Origin of the sequence: Campylobacter concisus, from assembly GCF_902460875.1 — a bacterium.
In the GTDB taxonomy this organism is placed as follows: Bacteria; Campylobacterota; Campylobacteria; order Campylobacterales; family Campylobacteraceae; genus Campylobacter_A; species Campylobacter_A concisus_AA.
Genome location: NZ_CABPVR010000007.1, coordinates 354,162 through 377,563 on the forward strand (window position 1 = coordinate 354,162; position 23,402 = coordinate 377,563).

Sequence of the window (23,402 nt, forward strand, 5' to 3'; positions counted from 1 at the left end):
TAAATCTACTATTTTAAAAAGTAAAACTAAAATAATTATTTAAGTAAGATAATCAAAAATTAATTTAAAATACTTAAATAACGTAAATTTATGCTTTAAGAAAACTTTATAAAATTTTATATTTTTTGATAAATATTATTAAACAAAATAAAATAGTTATCTATTGTTTAAGCTTTCTTGTCCTATACTTTTAAACTTTATATTGAAAAATTTAGAAGAAAGAGCGAGTAATGCGTGAGATTTTGAAGAGAGATGGCACAAGACAAGAATTTGTAGCATATAAGATAGTGGATGCGATAAAAAAAGCATTTGCTAGCGAAAATTTAGCTTATGATGAGAAAGTTTTTACAAATGTTGTCCAAGATATCTTTCAAAAATCAAGCGCGATAACAGTCGAAGACATCCAAGATGCGATCGAAAAAGAGCTATTTAATAGTGGATATTTCGACGTTTTAAAGAGCTTTATGCTCTACCGCCACACGCATAAGCTTCAACGTGAGCAAATTTTAGGCCTAAATGACGATACGACTTACATAAATTCAACTCAAACGATAAATGAGTATATAAATGGCACCGACTGGAGAATTTCTGCAAACTCAAATACAAGCTACTCAAACGCAGGTCTCATCAACAACACCGCTGGCAAAGTCATAGCAAACTACTGGCTAGACGCTGTTTATAGCAAAGAAGAGGGTCTTGCTCACAGAAATGGCGATTATCACATCCACGACCTTGACTGCCTTACAGGGTATTGTGCTGGCTGGAGCTTGCGAGCTTTGTTAAACGAAGGCTTTAACGGCGTTCGTGGCAGGGTTGAGAGCAAGGCGCCAAAGCACTTTAGAGAGGCGCTTTATCAGATGGCAAATTTCTTAGGAATTTTGCAAAGCGAGTGGGCGGGCGCTCAAGCGTTTTCTAGCTTTGACACCTACCTTGCGCCTTACGTTTTCAAAGATGATCTAAGCGACGCCGAGATCAAAAAGGCGATCACTAGCTTTATTTTTAACTTAAATGTGCCTGCACGCTGGGGACAAAGTCCATTTACAAACGTAACCATAGACATCACCTGCCCAAGCGATCTAAGAGATCAGATCCCAACGAGTGATGATATACACCTTTTTACAAACGTAAAAGACGAGAAAATTTTGAAAAAAGCAAACGAGCGTGGCAGAGAAAAACTAATCGATATGACTTATAAGGACTTCGAGCCTGAGATGGCACGCATAGATAAGGCATTTTACGAGGTTTTAACAGCTGGCGATAAGTGCTCGCAGCCTTTCACATTTCCTATACCAACGGTAAATATCACAGAGGATTTTGACTGGGATAGCGAAGTGGCGGATGTGCTCTTTGAAAATACCGCCAAAATGGGCTCAAGCTACTTTCAAAATTTCATCGGTTCACAATACACTTATGACGAAAATGGCAATAAGATAGAAAACGAAAAAGCCTACAAACCAGGACATGTTCGCTCTATGTGCTGCCGCTTGCAGCTTGATTTAAGAGAGCTTTTAAAACGAGGTGGTGGTCTTTTTGGTAGTGCTGAGATGACAGGCTCGATCGGAGTTGTGACTATAAATTTGGCTCGCCTTGGATACAACTACAAAGGCGATAAGGTCGCACTTTATAATAGACTTAGCTATCTTTTAGAACTAGCCAAATCAACACTTGAAAAGAAGCGTAAATTTATCCAAGAGATGTATGACAGAGGGCTTTATCCTTATACGGCTAGATATCTAAAGCACTTTAATAACCACTTTAGCACGATTGGCATAAATGGCATGAACGAGCTTCTTAGAAATTTCACAAATGATAAAGAGAATATCTCAACAAAATTTGGACGTGATTTTGCTATTGAGATGGTTGAGTTTTTGCGCGATAAGATAAGGACATTTCAAGAAGAGACTGGAAATTTATACAACCTTGAGGCGACTCCAGCTGAGGGCACAACTTACCGCTTTGCCAAAGAGGATAAAAAGCGCTATCCAGACATCATCCAAGCAGGTGGCGGGGAGAATATTTACTACACAAACTCAACCCAGCTTCCAGCAAATTTTACAGATGATGCTTACGAGGCACTTGATTTGCAAGATGATCTTCAGACTTCATACACTGGCGGCACAGTATTTCACCTTTATATGAAAGAAAGGATCAGCTCACCTAAAGCTTGCAAGGAGCTTGTAAAGAGCATAATCTCAAATTATAAGCTTCCATATATTACGATAACGCCTGTGTTTAGCGTTTGTTCAAAACATGGCTACATTGCTGGAGAACATGAATTTTGTCCGCTTTGCGATGCAGAATTAATAGAAAAAGAGAAAAACAATTCCAAGTAAGGAGAGGAAATGACAGAAAAAGAAATTTTAGAAAAAGTACAAGACAAACGCACAAAATGCGTAGTCTATACTCGTGTTATGGGTTATCATCGCCCAGTTGAGAGCTTTAACCTTGGTAAAAAAGGTGAGCACAAAGAGCGTATTAAATTTGATGAATACGCAAGTTGCTGCAAAAGATAATCACCGCAGCCAATAAAAACACAAAAACTCAAATAAAAAAGGCACAATCTTCTGTGCCTTTTAAATCTCAAAAGGTACATAAATTTGCATAAAGTCTTTAGCATAACGCCATTTACTACGCTTGATTATCCAGACAAAGTGGCTGCAGTAGTTTGGTTCACAGGCTGTAATATGCGATGCGTTTATTGCTACAATATAGAAGTTGTAAATTCAAATGGCAATATAGAAATGGCTGAGGTTTGTAACTTCTTAGATCGTCGTATAGGTAAGCTAAATGGTATCGTTTTTAGCGGTGGCGAATGCACGGCAAATCCTTTGTTTCTAAAGCTTGCAAGAGAGGTTAAGTCAAGAAATTTTTGCCTAAAAGTTGATACAAATGGCTCTCATATTGAGATTTTAAAAGAGGCGATAGGCGAAGGGCTGATTGACTATATCGCACTTGATTTTAAAGCACCAAAAGAGAAATTTATAGGCGTAACTGGCTCAAATTTATATGAAAAATTTATTAGCACACTAAAATATCTGCTTGAGATAAATTTCGATTTTGAAGTAAGAACAACTGTGCATGCAGATTTTTTAGATGAAGCAGATATTTCTTTGATGTCTGAAATTCTTTATGACCTTGGATATAAAGGCAATTATTATTTGCAAAAATTCCTTAGCACAGGTGAAAATTTTGGAAATTTAGTTGATGCTAAAAGTAGCTTTGATCCGAAAAAAATCATCTCGAAACTTCCTATCAAACTAAGAAATTTTTAAATTTCTACTCATTATTTTTAACAAAAATTTTTGCTTTGCAAAACTATAATCATTAAAACTGATAAGGAGAAAATATGCAAAATTTTAGCTTTTTAAACCCTACAAAAATAGAATTTGGCAAAGATAAAGAGCAAAATATCGGCAGATATATGAAAGAATTCGGCATTAAAAAGACGCTTATCATCTATGGCAGCGATAGGATTATAAAAAATGGCCTTTTTGATATCGCAGCAAAGAGCCTAAGTGTAAATGGTATCGAGTTTTGCAAGATAGGCGGCGTGAAGTCAAATCCAGTGCTAAGCAAGGTAAATGAGGCTATAAATTTAGCTAAAAAGCAAGGTGTCGATAGCGTGCTAGCCATAGGTGGTGGCTCGGTGCTTGACACGGCCAAGGCGGTGGCTGCAGGCGTGAAGTATAACGGCGACGTTTGGGACTTTTTTACCGGCAAGGATCCAAGTGAGGCACTTATGATCTTTGACATCATAACTCTAGCTGCAACTGGCTCAGAGATGAACGGCGGCTCGGTCGTCACAAACGAAGCCACAAAAGAGAAATTTGCCATGCACGGCGCTTGTCTTTATCCAAAAGTTTCAGTGATAAATCCACTACTTCAAGCAAGCGTGAGCAAAGAGTACTTGGTTTATTCAGCTTCTGATATCATCGCTCACAGCATCGAGGGTTACTTTACGGCGAGCATTCAGCCTGAGATCATAAATTTATACATCGAAGCAAACATAAAAACCGTTATGAAAACGACTGAAATTTTACTAAAAGAGCCAGACAATTACGATGCTAGAGGCGAGTTTGCCTGGGCTGCTACGATGGCGCTAAATGGCTTAACTTACGTTGGCACAGCTGGCTACTCTTATCCAAATCACATGATCGAGCACGCCATAGGTGCGGTGGTTGATTGCGCGCATGGAGCTGGGCTAAGTGTCGTGATGCCAGCTTGGATGAAGTGGTATAAGAGTAGAAATTTAGAGGCATTTAAGCGCTTTGGCAAAGAAATTTTTGGCGTGGATGACGCAGACGTAGGCATAGAGAAGCTAAAAGAGTGGTTTAGCAAGATTGGCACACCTACAAGCCTTATAGAAATCGGCGTTGATGAGACAAATTTAGACGAGATAATGGCTTTAGTTTATGACTACGCTAAGGGCAGGGGACTAGAGCAAATTTATACAAAAGAGGCAATAAGTGAAATTTTTGCCTTAGCGAGATAGAATTTATCTAAATTTTACAAAGGAAAGATATGAAAAAGATCGCCCTTATAGCTGGAGCTAGCGGTGCTGTGGGAAGTGAGATTTTAAAAAATTTATGTGCGAGCGAGCATTACAACAAGGTTATCGCCCTTGCTAGGCATGAGCTAGAATTTACCCATGAAAAGCTTGAAGTAAAAGTAATAAATTTTGACGAGCTAAAAGATGAGGTGCCATTTATCGCTGATGATGTCTTTTGCGCACTTGGCACGACGATGAAGGCGGCAAAGCACAAAGAGCAGTTTTATAAAGTCGATGTGACCTATCCGCTAAATTTTGCCAAATTTGGCTTAGAGTGTGGGGCAAAACGCTTTGTCTTGCTCTCAGCTGCAGGTGCAAACAGAAAGTCAGGCTCGTTTTACCTAAAGGCAAAAGGTCAAGCAGAAGCAAAGATAAAGGAGCTTGGATATAGTTCATTCCACGTCGTTAGGCTGCCACTTATTGAGACTGAAAGGAAAGAATTTAGACTTGGCGAGTACCTGGCGATAAAGGCGTTTAAATTTATTCCAAAAGGCTTTTTTGACGAGTATCGTCCGATGAGAGCGGCTGATATCGCTAAAGTGATCGTGCAAGTAGCGCAAGATGACCACAGCGAAGGTGTCAAAATTTATAGCCCTATGGAGTATGCTAAGTGAAAAGATACATCGCCATCACTGGAGCAAGCTCAGGTATAGGAGCGGCTGCGGCAAAGGCATTTGCAAGGCGCGGGGAGAATTTGATCCTTATTGCAAGGCGTGGCGAGCTTTTAGAGGAGCTAAAAAGCGAGATAGCTAAATTTTCGGGTGTTGATGTCGTTATAGAGATTTGTGATCTCTCAAAGCAAGAAAATGCCCTCTTGCTTTGGCAAAATTTAGAAAAATATGAGCTAAAAGCACTTATAAACAACGCCGGTTTTGGCGACTACAACAAGGTCGGCGAGCAAAATTTAGAAAAAATCACACAGATGATAAATTTAAACATCATCTCCCTTGTCACGCTCTCAACGCTCTTTACTAAAAAATACAAAGACAAAGATACGCAGCTTATAAATATCTCTTCAATAGGTGGCTACAAGATCGTGCCAAACGCGGTCACGTACTGCGCTAGTAAATTTTTCGTAAGTGCCTTTAGTGAGGGGCTTTACCACGAGCTAGCACAGGACAAGCAGGCAAAGATGCAAGCAAAAGTGCTAGCTCCAGCTGCCACAAAAACAGAATTTGGCATGGTGGCAACTAGCAAAGAGAGCTACGACTACGACAAAGCGTTTAAAAAGTATCACACGAGCGAGCAGATGGCGGAGTTTTTGCTGCGACTTTATGATAGCCATTACTGCGTTGGCTCGGTCGATAGAGATAGCCTTGAGTTTTCACTGTACCAGCCTAAATTTGACTATGCGATTAAGTATAAGCCAAAAGATAACTAGGCCTTAAAGCCTTGGTAGCCTACGCCAAGGCCAGTAAAGTAAAAAGTAGGACAAAATAAAAAGGCAGATCATGAAATGCGTTAGAGTTGCTATTTTAGGGGTTTGTTTAGTAGGCGCTTGCTTTGGAGGTGAGCTTAAATTTGATGAAAACAAATTTGAGCTAAAAAGCGTGCAAGTTGGCGATAAGACGCTTAAATTTAGAGCTTATGAAGGCATAGTCTATGTGGCAAAGCCAGTTAGTGGCTACGAGGCGCTAAATTTCTACGTGCCAGAGGATAAATTTAGCGACCAAAAGACGGCCATTTTTATGCCAAATGCTATTGGTGGCTACATGAGTGCAATGCCACCAAAGCCAGAACTTCAAAACGAAAAACCAAATGCTACCCTTGAAGCGCTTCTTAGAGGCTATGTCGTGGCGAGCGTTGGCGCTAGAGGTAGGACGCTAAAAGATGGCGAGAAATTTATCGGTAAAGCCCCAGCTGCGATAGTCGATCTAAAAGCGGCTGTTAGATATCTTAAATTTAACGACAAATTTATGCCAGGCGACGCAAATAAGATCATCTCAAACGGCACGAGCGCAGGCGGCGCGATGTCAGCACTTCTTGGCACAAGCGCAAATGCAAAAGAGTATGAGCCATATCTTAAAGAGCTAGGCGCTGCAAAGGCGGACGATCAAATTTATGCCGTCTCAGCCTACTGCCCTGTTACAAATTTAGAGCATGAGGACGAGGCATATGAGTGGATGTTTGGGGATTTGGATAAATTTGAAAGGATTGATTTTGCAAGTCTTGATGCGAGCACTTTTAACGACAGAAGCAAAAAGCCAAAGACTATCACAGGCGAGCTAAATGCCACGCAAAAAGAGCTCTCGCACGAGCTAAAGAGTAAATTCCCAGCCTATCTAAACTCGCTAAATTTAAAAGACGCCAAAGGCCACGTGCTAAGCCTTGATGAAAACGGCGAGGGCAGCTTCAAAGAGTATATAAACGCCCTTATCTCAAGGGCATTTACCGCTACAAAAAGCAGCGACAAAAACACGCTCACGCCTAAATTTATCACGCTTGATACTCAGGGCTGCTCGCTTGGATATACGTTTAAGCTAGAAGACTTCATCGCCTCGCTAAAACGTGCCAAAGAGGTGGTCGCCTTTGACGGATTTGGGCTAGAAAATCCTGAAAACGATCTGTTTGGCGATAGCAAAACGCCCGCAAAGCACTTTACTAAATTTTCAAAAGAGAGAAGCGAGGGCGAGATGGCGGATGCTGGCGTCATAAAGATGATGAATGCGATGAGCTACGCTAAAAACAAAAATGCAGCGAAATTTTACCGCATAAGGCAGGGCACAAACGACACCGACCTAGCCCTTGCCGTGCCTGCTATGCTCGCACTTTCGCTTAAAAATGCTGGCAAAGAGGTTGATTTCGAAGCGGTCTGGGGACAAGGACATGGCGGCGACTACGATTTAGACGAGCTTTTTGCTTGGATAAAAAGAGTAGTAGAAAGATAAATTTATAGGAGTTTTTATGTTTAAAAAGCTATTTTTACTAGCGGTTTTGGTGGCTTTTGCCTTTGGGGTGGAGGCAAAAGTGAGCTTATATGAGCTGCTTTCAACGCCAAATAATAAGGTTTTGCTAAAAGAGCTTGGCAGAGAAAATATCCTTAGCTCAAAGAGCGAGCCAGGCACTCAGGCGATCTTTTTTGCAAGTGCAAAGAGCAAGCCAGAGCTGTTTTACGTGCTTGAGTTTTATAAGGATGAGGAGGCTTATAAAAAGCATATAAGCTCGGCGCATTTTAAGAAATTTGCAAGCGCAAGCGCTGAAATTTTGGCTAGCAAAAAGGCTATCGGCTTGAAAAAGAGGGCTGCGGTTTCAAAAAATTTAACGCCAGAGAGGCTAAAAGATACCTACTTTCACATCACAAATTTAAGCCTCTTAGCAAAAAGCGATACGAAATTTGAAAAGATCATCAAAAAATATATGCAAAAAAGCGTAGATGAGGGTGCTTACGCGCAGTTTGCCTTTAGTCAAAAGGATGCGCCAAACAAGTGGATCTTGGTTGAAATTTACAAAGACGAAGCTAGCTTTGAGAGCTACCGCCACAGTGAAAACTACAAAGCTTACGCCAAAGAGCGAGCTGGGTTAATAGACGAATTTGATGGCTTTGGTCTTAAGAACGAGACCTCATTTAGCAAGGTAAAATTTTAGGAGATGTTATGAATAAAATTTCACTTTTTTGTGCACTAGCACTTGTTAGTAGCACGGCTTTTGCCCTTGATAAGGCAGGATGTGAGAGTTTAAAAGATGTAAAAATTTTAAACAACGAGATAATAGACGCGGTGTGGAATGAGAGTGGCGAAGTATCAGCCGATAAGATGTCCGCGCTAACTGGTGGCAGTAAAAACACTATCAAAGCAAAGCCTCACTGCGTGGTACATGGCAAACTCTATAAACGCACCGGTAGTGACGGCAAAGAGTATGCGATTGATTACGAGCTAAGGCTGCCAGAGCAGTGGAATGAGAAATTTTTATTTCAAGGTGGAGGCGGTATGGACGGCTTTGTAGCGCCTGCTCTTGGCGCAGTGCCGATACGCACAAGCACAGCCACGCCAGCGCTTCTTAGAGGCTATGCGGTAGTTACTACAAACTCAGGACATCCAGAGCCAACGGCTGAGTTTGGGCTAGATCAGCAAGCAAGGCTAGACTACGCCTATCAGGCGATCGGCAAGGTCACGGACGCATCTAAGCAAATTTTAGCCACCGCATACGCCAAAAAGCCAAAACATAGCTACTTTATGGGCTGCTCAAATGGCGGTAGGGCAGCGCTCATAGCAGCACAGCGCTATCCACTTGAATTTGACGGCGTCATCGCTGCAAACCCTGGCTTTAGGCTATCTCGCGCGGCGATCGCTCAGCAGTGGGACAACCAAGCCCTTATGAAGATAGCTCCAAAAAATGAAAAAGGCGAGAAAATTTTTGCAAATGCCCTAACGCAGGACGACCTTGACAAGCTAAGCCACGCTGTGCTAGAAAAATGTGACGGCTTGGACGGGCTAAAAGATGGGATCATCAATGCGTGGGAGGCGTGCAAATTTGATCCAAAAAGCCTAAATTTAGCAAAGCAAAAGATAGAAGCGATAGAGAAAATCTTTAACGGAGCTAAAAACAGCAAGGGCGAGCAAATTTATAGTGGCTGGTTTTACGACTCAGGCGTGAGCGCTGAGGGCTGGAGGCAGTGGAAGCTAGGCGACTCGCAAAGTGCCAAGCCAAACGCTAGAAATATCACGCTCTCAAGCGGCTCGGTGAATTATTATTTTCTAACGCCAGCGCAGCCAAATTTTGACACGATAAATTTCGACTTTGACAAAGACACGCCAAAGACTTTCGAGACTGCGGCGATAAATGACGCCATCTCAACAAGCCTTAGCACATTTAGCGCAAATGGCGGTAAGCTCATAATAGTAACTGGCGTTTCAGACCCAGTCTTCTCAGCAAAAGATCAAATGGATTGGTTTAAAAAGCTAGAGGCTGATAATAAAAATAGCCAAAATTTCGCGGCATTTTTTGCGCTACCTGGGATGAACCACTGCGGTGGCGGTAACGGCATAGATGACGTGGATCCGCTTAGTGCGCTTGAAGCGTGGCACGAAAAGGGCGAAGCACCAAAGAGCATGCTAGCAAAAAGCAGGACCTACGCTGGCAAGGAATTTCTAGTGTGTGCCTATCCAAAGGTGGCTACATACGTGGGCGGTGACGCGAGCAAGGCAAGTAGCTTTGTTTGTAAGTAAATTTAAGGAGAGAAAATGAGTGAAATTTTAGTCGTATCAGGTCACACAGACCTTGAAAATTCCTTTGCAAATAAGATCATCTTGGGCGAGCTAAAAAAGCTTGTGCCAGAGGCTAAATTTGACATACTAAGTGAGCTTTACAAAAACTACGTGATCGATGTAAAAGCCGAGCAAGAAAAGCTAGTAAAGGCTGATGTGATCGTGCTTGTTTATCCATTTTTCTGGTACGGTGTGCCATCGCTTTTACAAAAGTGGTTTGAAGATGTGCTAGTTCATGGCTTTTCTCATGGCAGTAGCGGAGATAAGCTACGTGGCAAGAAGCTGGTGCTTTCATTTACCTCTGGCGCGCCTGAGGAGCTTTATAAAAAAGAGGCGCTTCAGCGATACGAGATAGAGGAGTTTTTGCCGCCGCTTAAGGCGTTAGCAAATATGTGTGGTATGGAGTTTGCAGGCTATGTTTATAGCGGAGGGCTGTCATATCAGAGCAGACACGATGAGGCAAAGCTTGCTTTGATGAGGCAAAAGGCGCTTGATCATGCAAAAAGGTTAGGGGAGCTGATAGGCAAAATTTCATGATACCGGCGAAATTTTATAGATATGTTTTTGCGTTTATAATGTCAGCATTTATGGCGTTTTTTATGTCATTTGTGCTGATGACGTATCTAAACCTTGGCCTCGTTGATGGCTTTGTAAAAATTTGGCTAACTGCTTACGTAAAAGCCTTTGCGGTAGCGTATCCAGTGCTTTTGCTAGTCTCTCCATTTGTAGCAAAACTCACACAAATTTTGTGTAAAAAATAAAATAATAATATACGTTATCAATAAAAATTATTATTTACTTATTTTAATTATTTGGTTATAATCCAATCAAAATTTATCAAAATAGGAGTCAAAATGAGACAGTACGAAACATACAAATGCGAAAAATGCGGCAACGAGATCGAGGTACAAAAAGTTGGTGGCGGCAGACTAACCTGTTGCGGCGAAGAGATGAAGTGTGTGACTGAAAATTTAACAGCGGTAAATTTGATGAAGGCATTTGCTGGCGAATCACAAGCTAGAAACAAGTATGAGCTTTACGGTGATCTAGCCAAAGAAGCAGGCTATCATGCTATTGCTAGGCACTTTTACGAGGCAGCTGAAAATGAGAAATGGCACGCAAGAGCGGAGTTTAAAAAATATCACGAGCTAATGAACGATCCGATCGATAAGATGGATAAAAATTTACTTGATGCAGCAGCTGGCGAAAACTACGAGCATACGACAATGTATCCAGACTTTGCAAAGATCGCAAAAGAAGAAGAGCTAAGAGATGTTGAGAGGCTATTTAACGCGATCGGCAAGGTTGAGGTTGAGCATGAAAGGGAGTATCTAGAGCTTAAAAAGATGCTTGATGAAGAGGGCTTTTTTGAGAGTGATGAAGAAGATATCTGGGTTTGTGAGGTCTGCGGACACGTTCACAGAGGCAAAAAAGCTCCAGGTGCTTGCCCGCTTTGCAAAGCTCCAAAAGAGTATTTTAAGCGCGAATTCCTAGGCTAAAAAGCCAAAATAGCCAAGGCGCTTAGAGCTTTGGCTATGAATTTTTTATTTCAAATTTACTCTCTTATAAGCAAAAAGTACTATAATTATTTTAAATTTTTATAAGGAGAAAGAGATGAAAAAATCACTTTTAGTTTTAGCTACTCTTGGCTTTGCACTAAGCCTAAACGCTGCAGATCTTACAGATACTTGCAAATCATACTTCTCAGACATCGACAAAATGGTCGAAGCTTACAAAAAAGCTGGTCAAGAGCAACAAGTAAAAATTTATGAAGATCAAAAGAAACAATCAATGGACCAACTTGCTGCACTTCCAAAAGAGCAACAAGACGCTACTTGCAAACAAGCTAAAGAGATGTTTGCTCAAGTAATGGAACAAATGAAAAAACAAGGTCTTTTAAAATAAATTTTATGGCTAGTTTTTCTAGCCATATCCTAATCCTCTTTTTCTAATTCGTTATTTACGCCGATCTCTTTTACTTCTATATCTTTTTGATCGTCTGGAGACAAGCGTTTAAAATTTTCAAGTCTACTAACAAGGCCATCTCTACCACTAAAACTTGATGCAAGGGCGTTAAAATGTTTATTTGCAGTATTTAGTGTATTGCTAAGTCTATTCATATGCTCGGCCACATTGCGGACTTTATCATAAATTTTAATCGCACTCTTTACGATATTTTTGGCCTCTTCATTGCCACGCTCTATGCGCCATAAATTTGCCACTGTGCGAAGAATAGGCATAAGCGTGGTGTGAGATACTAGTATTACACGCTTTTGAAATGCATAGTCAAAAAGGGAACTATCAAATTTCATAGCCTCGATATATGCTGGCTCAATTGGTATAAACATCAATACAAAATCAGGGCTATCAGGTACGATCTCACCGTAATTTTTACTATTTAAGCCATCTATGTGATTTTTCATAGAAGCAATATGCTCTTTCAATGCTAAATTTAGCTCCTCTTCGTTGCTGGCTGTGATAGCCTTTTCGTAAGCTATAAGTGAGACTTTAGAATCAACTATTAGGTGTTTGCCATCTGGTATCTTTACTATAAAATCAGGAATAAGACGTTTGCCCTCTTCGTTCTTGAAATTTTGTTGTGTCAAGTAGTGCTCATCTTTAACAAGTCCAGAAGCCTCAAATGTGCGTTCAAGCTGTATTTCACCCCAGTTTCCAAGTGTTTTATTGCTACCTTTTAATGCAGTGGCTAGTGAGTTTGCCTCTTTTGACATTGAGATACCAATCTCACTTATGTGCTTAATCTGCGTTCCTAGCGCGCTCATGCCTTTAACTGACTCGTCATGGACTGCATTTACGCGCTCTTGAAAGGTTGAAATTTGCTCCTTTAGTGGCTTTAGTAAAAGATCTAAAGAATTTTGGCTATTTTGTGTGAAATTTGCACTTTTTTCTTCAAATATTTTATTTGCAAGATTAGAAAATTCCAAATTTAACTCATTTTTTACTTTTAATAAATTTGCCTCTTGCTCTTTTAGGCTATTTTCTTTTGCTTCTATTTCATTTCTAAGCACAGCCATATCACGTTTTAATCTATTTTCTCTCTCATTTGCTTCAGCTAAAGCATTTTTATTTTGATTTAGCTCGGCTAGTATTGCAGTAAAATTTGCCTCGTTATTCTTGGCCCTTTCATTTGCTGTACCGATACTCTCTTTAAGCTCATTTATCACGCGCTCCATCGCATCTTCAGCTTCGTCTTTTTGTGCTATTTTGGTTTTTAGCGCATCGATCTCACTGATGAGCTCGTCTATTCGCTCGTGATTTGACATAAGCCTTGCTTTTTGCTCACTAATTAGCTGCAGATTTTCACTATTTTTAGATACTAAATTTGTTATATTTGATGAAATTTCAAAATTTTCTTGCTCTTTTTGCGCCAAATTTCTTTTTAGCTCGAGTTTGTCTCTATTAAATGAATAGATGACAAATATCGCAATCAAAAATAGTAGTCCTAAAAATATGGCAGCATAAAAATAGAAATCTTGTTGCATTTAGTATCCTTAAAAAATGAAGAAATTTTTATATTTTTACAAAAGCAAAGAGGCCACTCCTTGCTTTTATAGTAAATTTTATGCTTCTAGCACCGCTCCGTTGCTTGCGTTTGTGACTAGTTTGCGGTATTGCCTTAGCCAGCGAGAAGTTAGTGGTTTATCGACTGGCTTAAATTCCGCTCTTCTCTTTGCGATCTCAGCCTCGCTTAGGCGAACGTTTATCTCGTATTTATCGACGTCTATATCAATGATATCGCCATCTTGTAGCAGACCTATCATACCGCCTTCAGCCGCTTCTGGGCTCACGTGACCGATGCTTAGACCCCTTGTCGCTCCGCTAAAGCGACCATCTGTGATGAGAGCCACGTCTGCGCCAAGGCCTCGTCCCATAATGAGTGAGGTAGGGCTTAGCATCTCTTGCATACCAGGGCCTCCGCGCGGGCCTTCGTAGCGGATGACGACGACATCGCCTTTATCTACTTTACCGCCTGAAATACCAGCTATGGCTTCATCTTGTGAGTTAAAGCAGACTGCTTTGCCGCTAAATTTACGCTCGCCAACGATGCCAGCTGTCTTGATTACACAGCCTTGCTCGGCTAAATTTCCAAATAAAATGGCAAGTCCGCCAACTTGTGAATAGGCGTTTTCTACTTTGTGAATGATACTCTCATCTTTGATATCACTTATCTTTACACGCTCTCCCAAAGTTTCGCCACTAACTGTGAGATTATCCAAATTTAGCATGCCATTATCTCTGCGTGAAATTTCTTTTATCACCGCATTCATACCACCAGCTCTGCCGATGTCCTCCATGTGCACGTTTGGCAAGCTTGGGCTGATCTTAGCGATATGAGCGATATTTTGGCTGATTTTATTTAGCTCTTTGATGTCTAAATTTACGCCCGCCTCTCTTGAGATGGCTAGCATGTGAAGAACGGTGTTGCTGCTACCACCCATCGCCATATCAACGACAAGCGCGTTGCGGATCGCCTTTTCGTTTAGTATGTTTCTGATCTTAAATTTCTCATCAAGTGCGATCTCACAGATTCTGCGAGCAGCCTGTCTAATAAGCTCCTCACGCTCTGGGGTTAGTGCAAGGATAGTGCCGTTGCCAGGTAGTGCTATGCCCATCGCTTCGCAAAGTGTGTTCATAGAATTTGCCGTAAACATACCGCTGCAACTACCACCACTTGGACATGCGTTGCACTCGATATCTCTTAGCTCAGCCTCATCTATCTCTTTGGTCTCAAATTTACCAACTGCCTCAAACGCAGTCGCAAGATCTATCGGCTTGCCATCTTTTGTGTAGCCTTTTTTCATAGGGCCACCGCTTACAAACACGGTTGGGACATTTACTCTTAAAGCGCCCATAACCATGCCAGGGACGATCTTGTCGCAGTTTGGCATACAAACAAGTGCGTCAAGTGCATGAGCGTTCATCACGGTTTCTATCGAGTTTGCGATGATTTCGCGGCTAGGCAAGCTATATAGCATGCCCCCATGCCCCATCGCGATGCCATCATCCACGCCGATGCAGTTAAACTCAAATGGAATACAGCCATTTTTGCGAATCTCATCTTTTAAAATTTGTGCATATTTATTTAAGAAAAAGTGCCCTGGTATGATCTCTATAAAGCTGTTTGCAACGCCGATGAAGGGTTTAGCAAAGTCATCGTCTTTTAGCCCAGTCGCACGTAAAAGTGAGCGGTGTGGGGCTCTTGTGTAGCCTTTTTTGATTATGTCGCTTCTCAAATTTGATCCTTTTTTAAAATTTGAGAGGATTTTATCACATATAAAGTATCAAAGATTTTAAAAAATTTTTGCAAATTTAAAATTTTTTTATTACATAAATAACACATTAAATTTTTAAAATTTATCCAAAAAGGATGAGCTAAATAGCTACGAAATTTCGGTAATTTTAATCAAAGCAGTATGCAAAATAATAACGTAAAAATATTATCAATGTGTTATAAATATTGATTTATAGGGCTTTATTGTACCCTGGTACAATTTACAAGACCTATGAAAATTTATACAATGCGATAAAATTTTTTAACAAGGATGAGAAAATGATCGCAAAAACAGAGGGCATAAAAGTGATGCCGATGCAAACTAAAATTTTAAATTCTGGCACAAACTTTTATGAAAATAACTTCACAAATACAACTTTAATTTTTCCTTTTTACGCGAAGAAGTAAAACAACTTCTAATCTCCAAAACAAGAGCAATTAGCTTTTATTTTAAATTTAATTTATAGTTAAGAGAGTTTTATATGCAAAGTGAAAAAATAGAAATTTTACTTGATGAAGTGAATGAAACAATAGATTCGATATTTAGAACCTGTAATAAAAATGGTGGAACAAAGAAAGCTTTGGAAAATAGAAAGCTAAATAAAGAAATTTTAAAAGATAAATTTGCATCGATCTTTTTAAAATTTGACCAGATAGACGATGATAATTTTAAAAGCATAGTTCTTGCAAGTGATGAGACAAAAGAGCTAAGCGATATGGTAAAAGCATTCGAAGCGGATAAAGATATAGACTTGCCAGAACTAGAGCGAGCGATAAATTTTAACCTTACTAGAATCAAAGAAGCAATCTATAAATTTCAAAACAACAACTAAAAGCTGGTGCGAGAAAAATCTCACACCAGATACTGCTAATAACTAAATACCTCCGGATCAATAACCATCGCCCTATAAGCGACATCATCTCTTGAAGCAGAGTCCACATCCATCTCAAATTTGATCTCATTTGTCTTTGGATCGATCTCAACTAAGACCATTTTGATAGTCTTGTCAGGACGGAGTAAATTTACATTTGAGCTTGAGATGAAGTAGGTATTTTTATCCTTTTGCCACTCGACGTTACTAGTAACTGCGCTATAAAAGTCAAAGCCACGCTCCTTTCCAAACTGCCAAGTTTGTTCAACCGTGCCCTTTTTCTCATCTATCTTGTACTCAACCGCACGAGAGTATTTATCCTCTTTAAAGGCTGGCTGCTCCATGCCTCTGCCATCGCCATTGTCAAAGACGCTTAGGTGTTTTACGCTGCCTTTGTTGTCATATCTTGGTGTTAGCCACGCAGTGTGCTGAGTCCAAGACCAGTCAAATTCGCCTTCGCATTTTGAGTTTTCGCATTTTATCTTATTGCCTTTGCTATCGACTGGAGTTAGCACTTTAGCTTTAAATTCTTCACTCCAGCCTTCAGGCGAAGCTAGTATCCATTTTACTTTTTTATCGCGGCCGATTTTAACGATACCTTGGTGGCGAAGTGAGAGGATAATGCTATCGTCGCTCTCATCATATGAGATAGAGTTTACGTGAGCCCAGTTTCTGCCTGTGCCAGTAGAGGTAATGTCGCCAAATGGTAGATCATCGCTTATCTTGATCTCTTTTGCATCCATGTCGATATTTAGGCAAACAGCTCTGGCATCAAGTGCTTTTATAAGGTTGCTACGGTAGACGTTATTGCCAAAAATTTCATTTAGATCCCACTCTTCGACCACTTTGCCGGTGCCATCTACCTCGATGATGTGGTCTCTTATGGTGTGAGAAATTCTGCCATCTTTGTGGTGGTAGTTGTATTTGCCAACTCTAAGAAGTAAATGATCATCTTTTAGTGGCATAACTTCGTGGCTTAGATCGATATAGCCTCTTGGAAGCGGGCGGTTGTAAATTTCTCTACCCATAAGGTCATATCTAAGATATCTTTGTGCCATGCCAAAGCTGATATCGCCGTTTTTTAGCTGATGAAAGCCCATCATCATGCCTCCATCCATCACTCTTCTCTCGCTACGGTCGTAAAATTTTTGATAGTCAAGATACCATCTGACCTCGCCTTTGGTATCTACGATGTAGTTTTCGGTAAAGTCGTTCCAGCTAGCAGCTCCGCCGTTTTTCCAGTCAAGCGGCTTATAAACGCTCGTGATCGTATTGTTGATGAGATAGAGCCTATTTTTAAACGCAGGATCGACCTTTTTGACGCGAGTCTTTTGCATGTGAGAAAATCTAAAATCACGGCTATATGTGACGATAGGTTGGGCGTAAATTTTATATGTTTCTACCTTTTTAGCTCCGTTAAACGTGTAGCTTACGACTACTTCATTTAGATAGTCAGGGTAAAGTCCCCAAATAGGCACACCATCATGCGTAAGCAGGGCATGCTCTGAGACGTTGTAGTCGATGTCGATGCCGCCATCTGGCTTGCCTTTTACTTTGACATGGATATCTTTGATGTCTTTGCCAGCTCTATCGATGATAGCAGTTAGCGGCGATACGTCGTAGGGGTTTATAAAGACTGATCCAAGCTCGCCTTGAACCTTTACGTGATGAGCCAGGACTCCAGCCTCTAGTGGCGTGATGCCTATACTAAGACCACTAACCAAAACAGCCGCAAGGGCAACAGAACCTAAGAAATTCTTGCTCATTTTCGCTCCTTTAATAAAATTTAATGATATCTTACTACCCAAATTTCACACAAAACTAACGCTTATATGAAAAGTGGCTTAAGTAAATTTATCAAGAAGTCGTTTTAAAGAGTAAAAATAAAAAGAAGAATTTAGGAGCAAACGCCCCTAAATTTTAGTTATTTGTATCAAATTTCTTAAGAGAAAAAAGAACAAATTTATAGCTAACAAATAGCGTCACTGGCCAAAGTATCAAAAAAATTCCTGCTTCTAACATCTTTTATCCTTAGTATGCGTGATGATCGTTTTTGATCTCGTCTTGCGTGATCTTCTTGCTATCTATCGCTCGCCAGACGACGATGATATAAGTAAGCACTACTGGCACTAGCAAACTAACATAGGCCATAACGCCAAGTGTGTAGTGACTTGAGCTTGCATTTTTGATAGTTAGCGAGCTAGCAAGGTCGCTAAATGACGGATAAAATGCAGTGCCATTTAGGCCTGTTATCAAAAATAGCGCAGTCACAGCAAGCGTTACGCCAACGCCATAAGCAAAAATTCCACGAATACTTTTTGTAAATGCCCCTTGGAAAATTCCAACAAGCACTAAAACAATGCCAACAAGAAGCAATATACCGACGATAGGCATCTCGATCAAATTTATAGCGTATTTGTAAGGCATAAGGCTAACTACGCCATTTGCGTCGTATGCAAAGCCATCTTTTGTAAGCACCCAAGCAAGAAATCCTAGAAAAAATGGCAAAAATAGCACGGTGTTGATAATTAGCTGTTTTCTAGCGTTTTGTATAAATTCGCCATCAGCGATGTTGTTTATAAGATATAAGCAGCCGCCTACGCGAGATAGGAAAAACATCGCTATACCAAGTAAGTACAAGTAAGGATTTGCCAATGCTTCAAGGCCGCGAAACGGAGTCTTCCACTCGACAAAGTTGTGCTCATTTAGCACAAAGTCGCTTCCACTAAAGAATGTACTAACAGCCATGCCGATAAGAATAACGCCAAGTGAGCCATTTATGAAAAGGAAAATTTCATAAGTTCTAGCGCCCAAGAAGTTATCAGGCTTTTTGCGGTACTCGTAGCTTACAGCTTGGATGATAAAGCAAAACAAAATAGCCAGCCAAACCCAGTAAGCACCACCAAAGCTAGTAGCGTAAAATAGCGGGAACGCCGCAAAGCATGCGCCACCAAACATAACAAGCGTTGTAAATGTAAGCTCCCATTTTCTACCGATAGAATTTATGAGCATATCTTTTTTCAGCTCATCCTTGCCAAGGCTAAAGATGAGCGACTGTCCACCTTGAACAAACATCATAAATACCAAAAGTCCGCCAAGAAGGCTAACTATAAACCACCAATAAATTTGTAAATTTTCTAAGCTTAAACTATGCATGGTCGTTAAATCCTATCTTTATTTGCTTAAGCATGATTTTGATCTCGGCAATTAGCAAGACCGTAAATAAAACAGCAAATAATATAAATGAAATTTTGATATTTGAGTCTGCTAAATTTGTAGCTCCTACGCCAACGGTCATGAGATCTTGTATCACCCAAGGCTGACGGCCGACCTCTGCTACTATCCAGCCAGCCTCAGCTGCGATGTAGCCAAGCGGTATAGTAAAGAGGCAGATCCACAAAAAAGCTCTTATGTTTTCAAATTTATATTTTCTTGAAAGATTTAGATAGAGCGTAATAGCAAAAAGAGCTATGAAGTAAGTGCCAAGTACAACCATGATATGGAAGCTATAAAATGTAAGCGCAACTGGTGGCACAGCTTCTTTTGCGTCTTTAAGATAGCCATATCCTAAGAAATTTAGGTTGCTTTCTAAATTTGAAAGTGAGCTTTTCATCAAGCTCTCGTCATTTGCTTTTTTAGCCTCTTTGTAGTTTTTAAGAGCCTCGATAGCTACTTTGCCCTTTGCCATCTTCTCTTCTACGCTTATTAGATTGTGCTCGCTATTGCCATAAAGTAGGTCATTTATACCTGGTGTAAATGAGTCAAGCTCTCTGTTTGCCATGATGCCAAGTGCATAAGGCACCTTTATCTCAAGCAAAAATGGCTCGCTCTCGTCGCCAAGCTCTTTAGCTAGGTTTAAAATACCAGCGGCAACTAGACCAGCGTTTTTCTCGCCATTATAAAGTCCCTCCATCGCAGCAAGCTTCATAGGCTGCTTTTGAGCTACAAAATATGCACTCTCATCGCCACTAAGTAACAAAAATGCCGAAGTGATAAGTCCAAATGCGCTAGCAACGACGATGCTTTTTTTAGCTAGCAAGATATGGCGTTTTTTGATTAAAAACCAAGCAGAAATTCCTATCACAAAGATAGATGAGATAGTGTAGCCACTAGTTACTGTGTGTAAAAATTTGCTAATACCAAGTGGATTTAGCGCAACTTCAAAGAAATTTTCCATCTCCATTCTTGCAGTATCTGGGTTAAATTTCATGCCTATTGGATACTGCATCCAGCCATTTGCGATCAATATCCAAAGTGCGCTTAAATTTGAACCGATCGCGACAAGCCAAGTTGAAAGCAGGTGAAATTTCTTGCCAACCTTTTCCCAGCCAAAAAACATAATGGCAAAAAATGTACTCTCCATGAAAAATGCGAGCAAGCCTTCAATAGCAAGAGGAGCGCCGAAGATATCGCCGACAAACCAGCTATAATTCGCCCAGTTTGTACCAAACTCAAACTCCATGATGATACCAGTAGCCACACCGATAGCGAAATTTATACCAAAGAGCTTTAGCCAAAATTTCGTTATCTCAAGCCATGCTTTATCGCCAGTTTTGACATATATCGTCTCCATGATAGCGATGATAAAACTTAGTCCCAAAGTAAGTGGGACAAACAAAAAATGGTAAATGGCGGTTAGCGCAAACTGTGCCCTAGACCAGTCGACAAAATCCATCTCAGACATTTTATTCCTTTATTAAATTTCGAATTACAAATTCGCTTTTTTCTTCGTCGGTTTGAAATTTGGTATTTAGAGTCTCGTTAAAGATGAAGGCTTTTAAAATTCCAAACATGATGATAAGCTTTATTATTATGAGAAGCCATAATTTTTTGCCTATTTTCATATTTTTAAAGCCTTCTATATATAAAGAGGCAATGATGTTTAGGTAGTTTTTTATCATAGTTTTTGAAGTCTATAACAAAAAGACTTAAAGAATAATTTTTAAAATTTATACGATTAATGCCTTACTAAATATTTAAGGGGTATAATCCGCAATTAAAAAATAAATAAATTTAAGGAAAATTAATGGCAAAAGAGACGAAGTACATTTTTATCACAGGTGGTGTTTTAAGCTCGCTTGGAAAAGGCATCGCAGCTGCGTCTATCGCGACTCTTTTAAAAAATTCCGGACTAAAAGTAAGTGTTTTAAAAGCTGATCCATATATCAACGTAGATCCTGGCACGATGAGCCCGTTAGAACACGGCGAAGTTTTTGTCACAGATGATGGCGCAGAGACAGATTTGGATTTGGGGCATTATGAGAGATTTTTAGATGAGAGCCTAAGTCAAGATAATAACTTCACAACGGGCAGAGTTTATAGCTCTGTTATAGAAAAAGAGCGAAGAGGCGATTACCTTGGAAAGACTATTCAAGTGATCCCCCACATCGTTGGAGAGATAGTTGATCGCATCAAAAAAGCAGGCGAGGGTAAAGATGTGCTAATCGTTGAGATCGGCGGAACCGTTGGCGACATCGAGGGATTACCATTTTTAGAGGCGATAAGAGCACTAAGGGTGGAAGTTGGCAAAAAAAGAGCGCTAAATATTCACCTAACGCTTGTGCCATTTATAAAAGTGGCCGGCGAGCTAAAGACAAAACCAACCCAGCATAGTGTAGGTGAGCTAAGACGTATAGGCATAACACCAGACATAATCATCTGCAGATCTGAAATGCCACTAAACCGCGAGCTAAAAGATAAGATAGCAGCAAGCTGTGGTGTTGAGAAAAATTGCGTCATAGAGAGCTTAGATAGCGCAAGTATCTATCAAATTCCACTTTCATTTTTAAAGCAAGACATACTAACGCCAATCGCTGAAAATTTAGGCTTTAATGAGCTAAAACCAGACATGGCAAAGTGGGATAGCCTAGTAAAAAGGATAATCGCTCCAACAAATGAAACTACAATAGCATTTGTGGGTAAATATATCGACCTAAAAGAGAGCTACAAGAGTCTAACTGAGGGTATCATCCACGCTGGAGCAAATTTAGACGCTAGGGTAAATTTACGCTGGATAGATAGCGAAAAGATAGAAGAGAACAATGTAAATGAGCTTTTAAAAGACGTAGATGGCATCTTGGTCGCCGGTGGCTTTGGCGAAAGGGGCGTTTTAGGCAAGATGCAAGCCATTAAATTTGCTCGTGAAAATAAAATCCCTTACCTTGGAATTTGCCTTGGTATGCAGCTAGCACTCATTGAGTTTGCAAGGGATGTTTTGGGCCTAGAGGATGCAAATTCTATGGAATTTGACAAAGAGTGTAAAAATCCTATCATCTATCTAATCGATAGCTTTATCGACGCTCACGGCAAAAAACAGATAAGAACGCACACAAGCCCACTTGGCGGCACGATGAGGCTTGGAGCATATAACTGCGACATCAAACCAAAGACACTTCTAGCTGAAATTTATGGCAATGCAAAGAGTGTAAAAGAGCGTCACCGCCACCGCTACGAGGCAAATCCAAAATATAAAGAAATTTTTGAGAAAAATGGTCTTTTAGTAAGTGGCGAGAGCGATGGGTTGATAGAGGCTATCGAGCTAAAAGGCCATCCGTGGTTTGTGGGCGTGCAGTGTCATCCTGAATTTACTAGCCGTCTAACTAAACCAAATCCTGTGATATTAGGCTTTATAAAGGCAAGTTTAGAAAATATTAAATCTTAAATTTAGAGCCATCTGGCTCTAAAAATTCTTTTAAAATTTTGCTGTTTTTATTAAATTATTTATCAGATAAATCCCACTACTTGCCATAAATTTTTAAGGAGAAAAATGAAAACCCTAATCATCTTAGCCCACCCTGATATCCAAAACTCAGTCATAAACAAACGCCTGCTACAAGAGGCTCTCAAAGAGCCGCAGCGCTTTAGCGTACATGATTTGACGCAGGTTTACAAGGGCAAAAGTATCGACGCCGCGCGCGAGCAAGAGCTCATCAGAGCCCACGATGCCCTAGTTTTACAGTTTCCGCTTCACAACTTCTCCTGCCCTCCGATTTTAAAATCATGGATTGATGCGGTGATGACGCACGGCTTTGCCTACGGACGCGGCGCAGACGGCATAGCGGGGCGCAAAGTAGCGCTAGCCGTGACCGCAGGCATCAAAAAGAGCGATTACTGCCCGCAAGGACGCTATCATTTTAGCTTGCGCGAGGTTCTTACGCCGTTTGAGCTTGCGTTTAAATACTATTTTCACGCCAATTACCGCGACTTTTTCGCATTTTACGGCGCCGAGGAGACTCCTGGCGTGGACTACGTATCAAGCGACAGCGAAATAGAACGCGGCGCCAGAGAATATGCGGAGTTTTTGAGAAATTTGGAATAAATTTTTATAAAAATGGTTTAAACTTTATGACATAAAGCATTTAAAAATTTATAAATTTAATTGTATAAATTTTTGCTAATGTTTACTATTTTTGGTGGGTTAAATTTGTAAAGACTATCAATTTAACAAAGCTTTTAAGCTCGCCATTAGCCCTAAAATCTTACTT

The 23,402-nt window shown here is 40.3% G+C and carries 21 protein-coding genes and 1 pseudogene; 16 read left to right on the top strand and 6 right to left on the bottom strand.

The genetic code is table 11. The annotated features are described in order from the left end of the window. The first annotated feature begins 230 nt into the window (after positions 1–230). The 12 genes and pseudogenes from F3H01_RS05500 (at position 231) to F3H01_RS05560 (ending at position 11,658) form a co-directional block, all read left to right on the top strand. Positions 231–2,513: pseudogene (locus F3H01_RS05500) on the top strand (ribonucleoside triphosphate reductase). Between the two features lie 84 nt (positions 2,514–2,597). Beyond that, positions 2,598–3,272: an anaerobic ribonucleoside-triphosphate reductase activating protein gene (locus F3H01_RS05510; protein ID WP_149725101.1), complete on the top strand. Its 675-nt coding sequence runs from the start codon at positions 2,598–2,600 to the stop codon at positions 3,270–3,272. 74 nt (positions 3,273–3,346) lie between these two features. Next, positions 3,347–4,492 carry an iron-containing alcohol dehydrogenase gene (locus F3H01_RS05515; RefSeq protein ID WP_149725102.1) on the top strand — a complete coding sequence of 382 codons (1,146 nt, stop codon included), beginning with the start codon at positions 3,347–3,349 and terminating at the stop codon, positions 4,490–4,492. A 29-nt stretch (positions 4,493–4,521) separates the two neighbouring features. After that, positions 4,522–5,163: an NAD(P)H-binding protein gene (locus F3H01_RS05520; protein ID WP_149725103.1), complete on the top strand. Its 642-nt coding sequence runs from the start codon at positions 4,522–4,524 to the stop codon at positions 5,161–5,163. Continuing rightward, positions 5,160–5,930, top strand: coding sequence for an SDR family NAD(P)-dependent oxidoreductase (locus F3H01_RS05525; RefSeq protein ID WP_149725104.1), 771 nt, complete (start codon positions 5,160–5,162; stop codon positions 5,928–5,930). Before F3H01_RS05520 ends, F3H01_RS05525 begins: the two co-directional genes overlap by 4 nt. A 70-nt stretch (positions 5,931–6,000) precedes the next feature. Continuing rightward, positions 6,001–7,437, top strand: a complete 1,437-nt coding sequence (locus tag F3H01_RS05530) for a subtype B tannase (protein ID WP_149725105.1) — start codon at positions 6,001–6,003, stop codon at positions 7,435–7,437. A 16-nt stretch (positions 7,438–7,453) separates the two neighbouring features. Next, a complete protein-coding gene (locus F3H01_RS05535) occupies positions 7,454–8,134 on the top strand; it encodes a putative quinol monooxygenase (protein WP_149725106.1) in 681 nt (226 codons plus the stop codon). Between the two features lie 8 nt (positions 8,135–8,142). Continuing rightward, positions 8,143–9,714: a tannase/feruloyl esterase family alpha/beta hydrolase gene (locus F3H01_RS05540; protein ID WP_149725107.1), complete on the top strand. Its 1,572-nt coding sequence runs from the start codon at positions 8,143–8,145 to the stop codon at positions 9,712–9,714. A 15-nt stretch (positions 9,715–9,729) separates the two neighbouring features. Next, positions 9,730–10,290: an NAD(P)H-dependent oxidoreductase gene (locus F3H01_RS05545; RefSeq protein ID WP_149725108.1), complete on the top strand. Its 561-nt coding sequence runs from the start codon at positions 9,730–9,732 to the stop codon at positions 10,288–10,290. Continuing rightward, positions 10,287–10,514 (top strand): DUF2798 domain-containing protein, encoded by a 228-nt coding sequence (locus F3H01_RS05550; RefSeq protein WP_149725109.1) that lies wholly within the window; start codon positions 10,287–10,289, stop codon positions 10,512–10,514. The genes F3H01_RS05545 and F3H01_RS05550 overlap by 4 nt, the downstream gene beginning before the upstream one ends. 93 nt (positions 10,515–10,607) lie before the next feature. Then, complete coding sequence (locus tag F3H01_RS05555) at positions 10,608–11,252, top strand: ferritin family protein (protein WP_149725110.1); 645 nt, start codon at positions 10,608–10,610, stop codon at positions 11,250–11,252. 115 nt (positions 11,253–11,367) lie between these two features. Further along, on the top strand, positions 11,368–11,658 hold the full coding sequence (locus F3H01_RS05560) for a DUF5339 domain-containing protein (protein WP_084109925.1): 291 nt from the start codon (positions 11,368–11,370) through the stop codon (positions 11,656–11,658). 29 nt (positions 11,659–11,687) lie between these two features. On the opposite strand, the gene F3H01_RS05565 is transcribed toward F3H01_RS05560, so the two are convergent. Then, positions 11,688–13,256 carry a DNA recombination protein RmuC gene (locus F3H01_RS05565; protein WP_149725111.1) on the bottom strand — a complete coding sequence of 523 codons (1,569 nt, stop codon included), beginning with the start codon at positions 13,254–13,256 and terminating at the stop codon, positions 11,688–11,690. Positions 13,257–13,334: 78 nt separating this feature from the next. Further along, the gene (gene ilvD, locus F3H01_RS05570; protein WP_149725112.1) at positions 13,335–15,008 is read right to left on the bottom strand and encodes a dihydroxy-acid dehydratase; all 1,674 of its coding nucleotides are present in this window, start codon (positions 15,006–15,008) and stop codon (positions 13,335–13,337) included. Positions 15,009–15,250: 242 nt separating this feature from the next. Between ilvD and F3H01_RS05575 the strand changes: the two genes are divergently transcribed. Both F3H01_RS05575 and F3H01_RS05580 read left to right on the top strand, forming a co-directional pair. Further along, positions 15,251–15,454, top strand: coding sequence for a hypothetical protein (locus F3H01_RS05575; RefSeq protein WP_149725113.1), 204 nt, complete (start codon positions 15,251–15,253; stop codon positions 15,452–15,454). A gap of 74 nt (positions 15,455–15,528) precedes the next feature. Further along, positions 15,529–15,879 carry a hypothetical protein gene (locus tag F3H01_RS05580; protein ID WP_084109922.1) on the top strand — a complete coding sequence of 117 codons (351 nt, stop codon included), beginning with the start codon at positions 15,529–15,531 and terminating at the stop codon, positions 15,877–15,879. Positions 15,880–15,914: 35 nt separating this feature from the next. Here F3H01_RS05580 and F3H01_RS05585 read toward each other — a convergent pair whose 3' ends face one another. From F3H01_RS05585 to F3H01_RS05600, 4 genes are all read right to left on the bottom strand, one after another. After that, positions 15,915–17,684, bottom strand: a complete 1,770-nt coding sequence (locus F3H01_RS05585; protein ID WP_149725114.1) for an aryl-sulfate sulfotransferase — start codon at positions 17,682–17,684, stop codon at positions 15,915–15,917. Positions 17,685–17,949: 265 nt separating this feature from the next. Continuing rightward, positions 17,950–19,074: a cytochrome d ubiquinol oxidase subunit II gene (locus tag F3H01_RS05590; protein WP_149725115.1), complete on the bottom strand. Its 1,125-nt coding sequence runs from the start codon at positions 19,072–19,074 to the stop codon at positions 17,950–17,952. Next, positions 19,067–20,602, bottom strand: a complete 1,536-nt coding sequence (locus tag F3H01_RS05595) for a cytochrome ubiquinol oxidase subunit I (RefSeq protein WP_149725116.1) — start codon at positions 20,600–20,602, stop codon at positions 19,067–19,069. The genes F3H01_RS05590 and F3H01_RS05595 overlap by 8 nt, the downstream gene beginning before the upstream one ends. A gap of 1 nt (position 20,603) precedes the next feature. Next, a complete protein-coding gene (locus F3H01_RS05600; protein ID WP_021091886.1) occupies positions 20,604–20,819 on the bottom strand; it encodes a DUF4492 domain-containing protein in 216 nt (71 codons plus the stop codon). A gap of 125 nt (positions 20,820–20,944) precedes the next feature. On the opposite strand from F3H01_RS05600, the gene pyrG reads away from it, so the two are divergent. Together pyrG and F3H01_RS05610 are read left to right on the top strand one after the other, a co-directional pair. Beyond that, the gene (pyrG, locus tag F3H01_RS05605; protein ID WP_103649042.1) at positions 20,945–22,579 is read left to right on the top strand and encodes a CTP synthase; all 1,635 of its coding nucleotides are present in this window, start codon (positions 20,945–20,947) and stop codon (positions 22,577–22,579) included. A 105-nt stretch (positions 22,580–22,684) separates the two neighbouring features. Beyond that, positions 22,685–23,236, top strand: coding sequence for an NAD(P)H-dependent oxidoreductase (locus F3H01_RS05610; protein ID WP_103649041.1), 552 nt, complete (start codon positions 22,685–22,687; stop codon positions 23,234–23,236). Positions 23,237–23,402 lie beyond the last annotated feature (166 nt).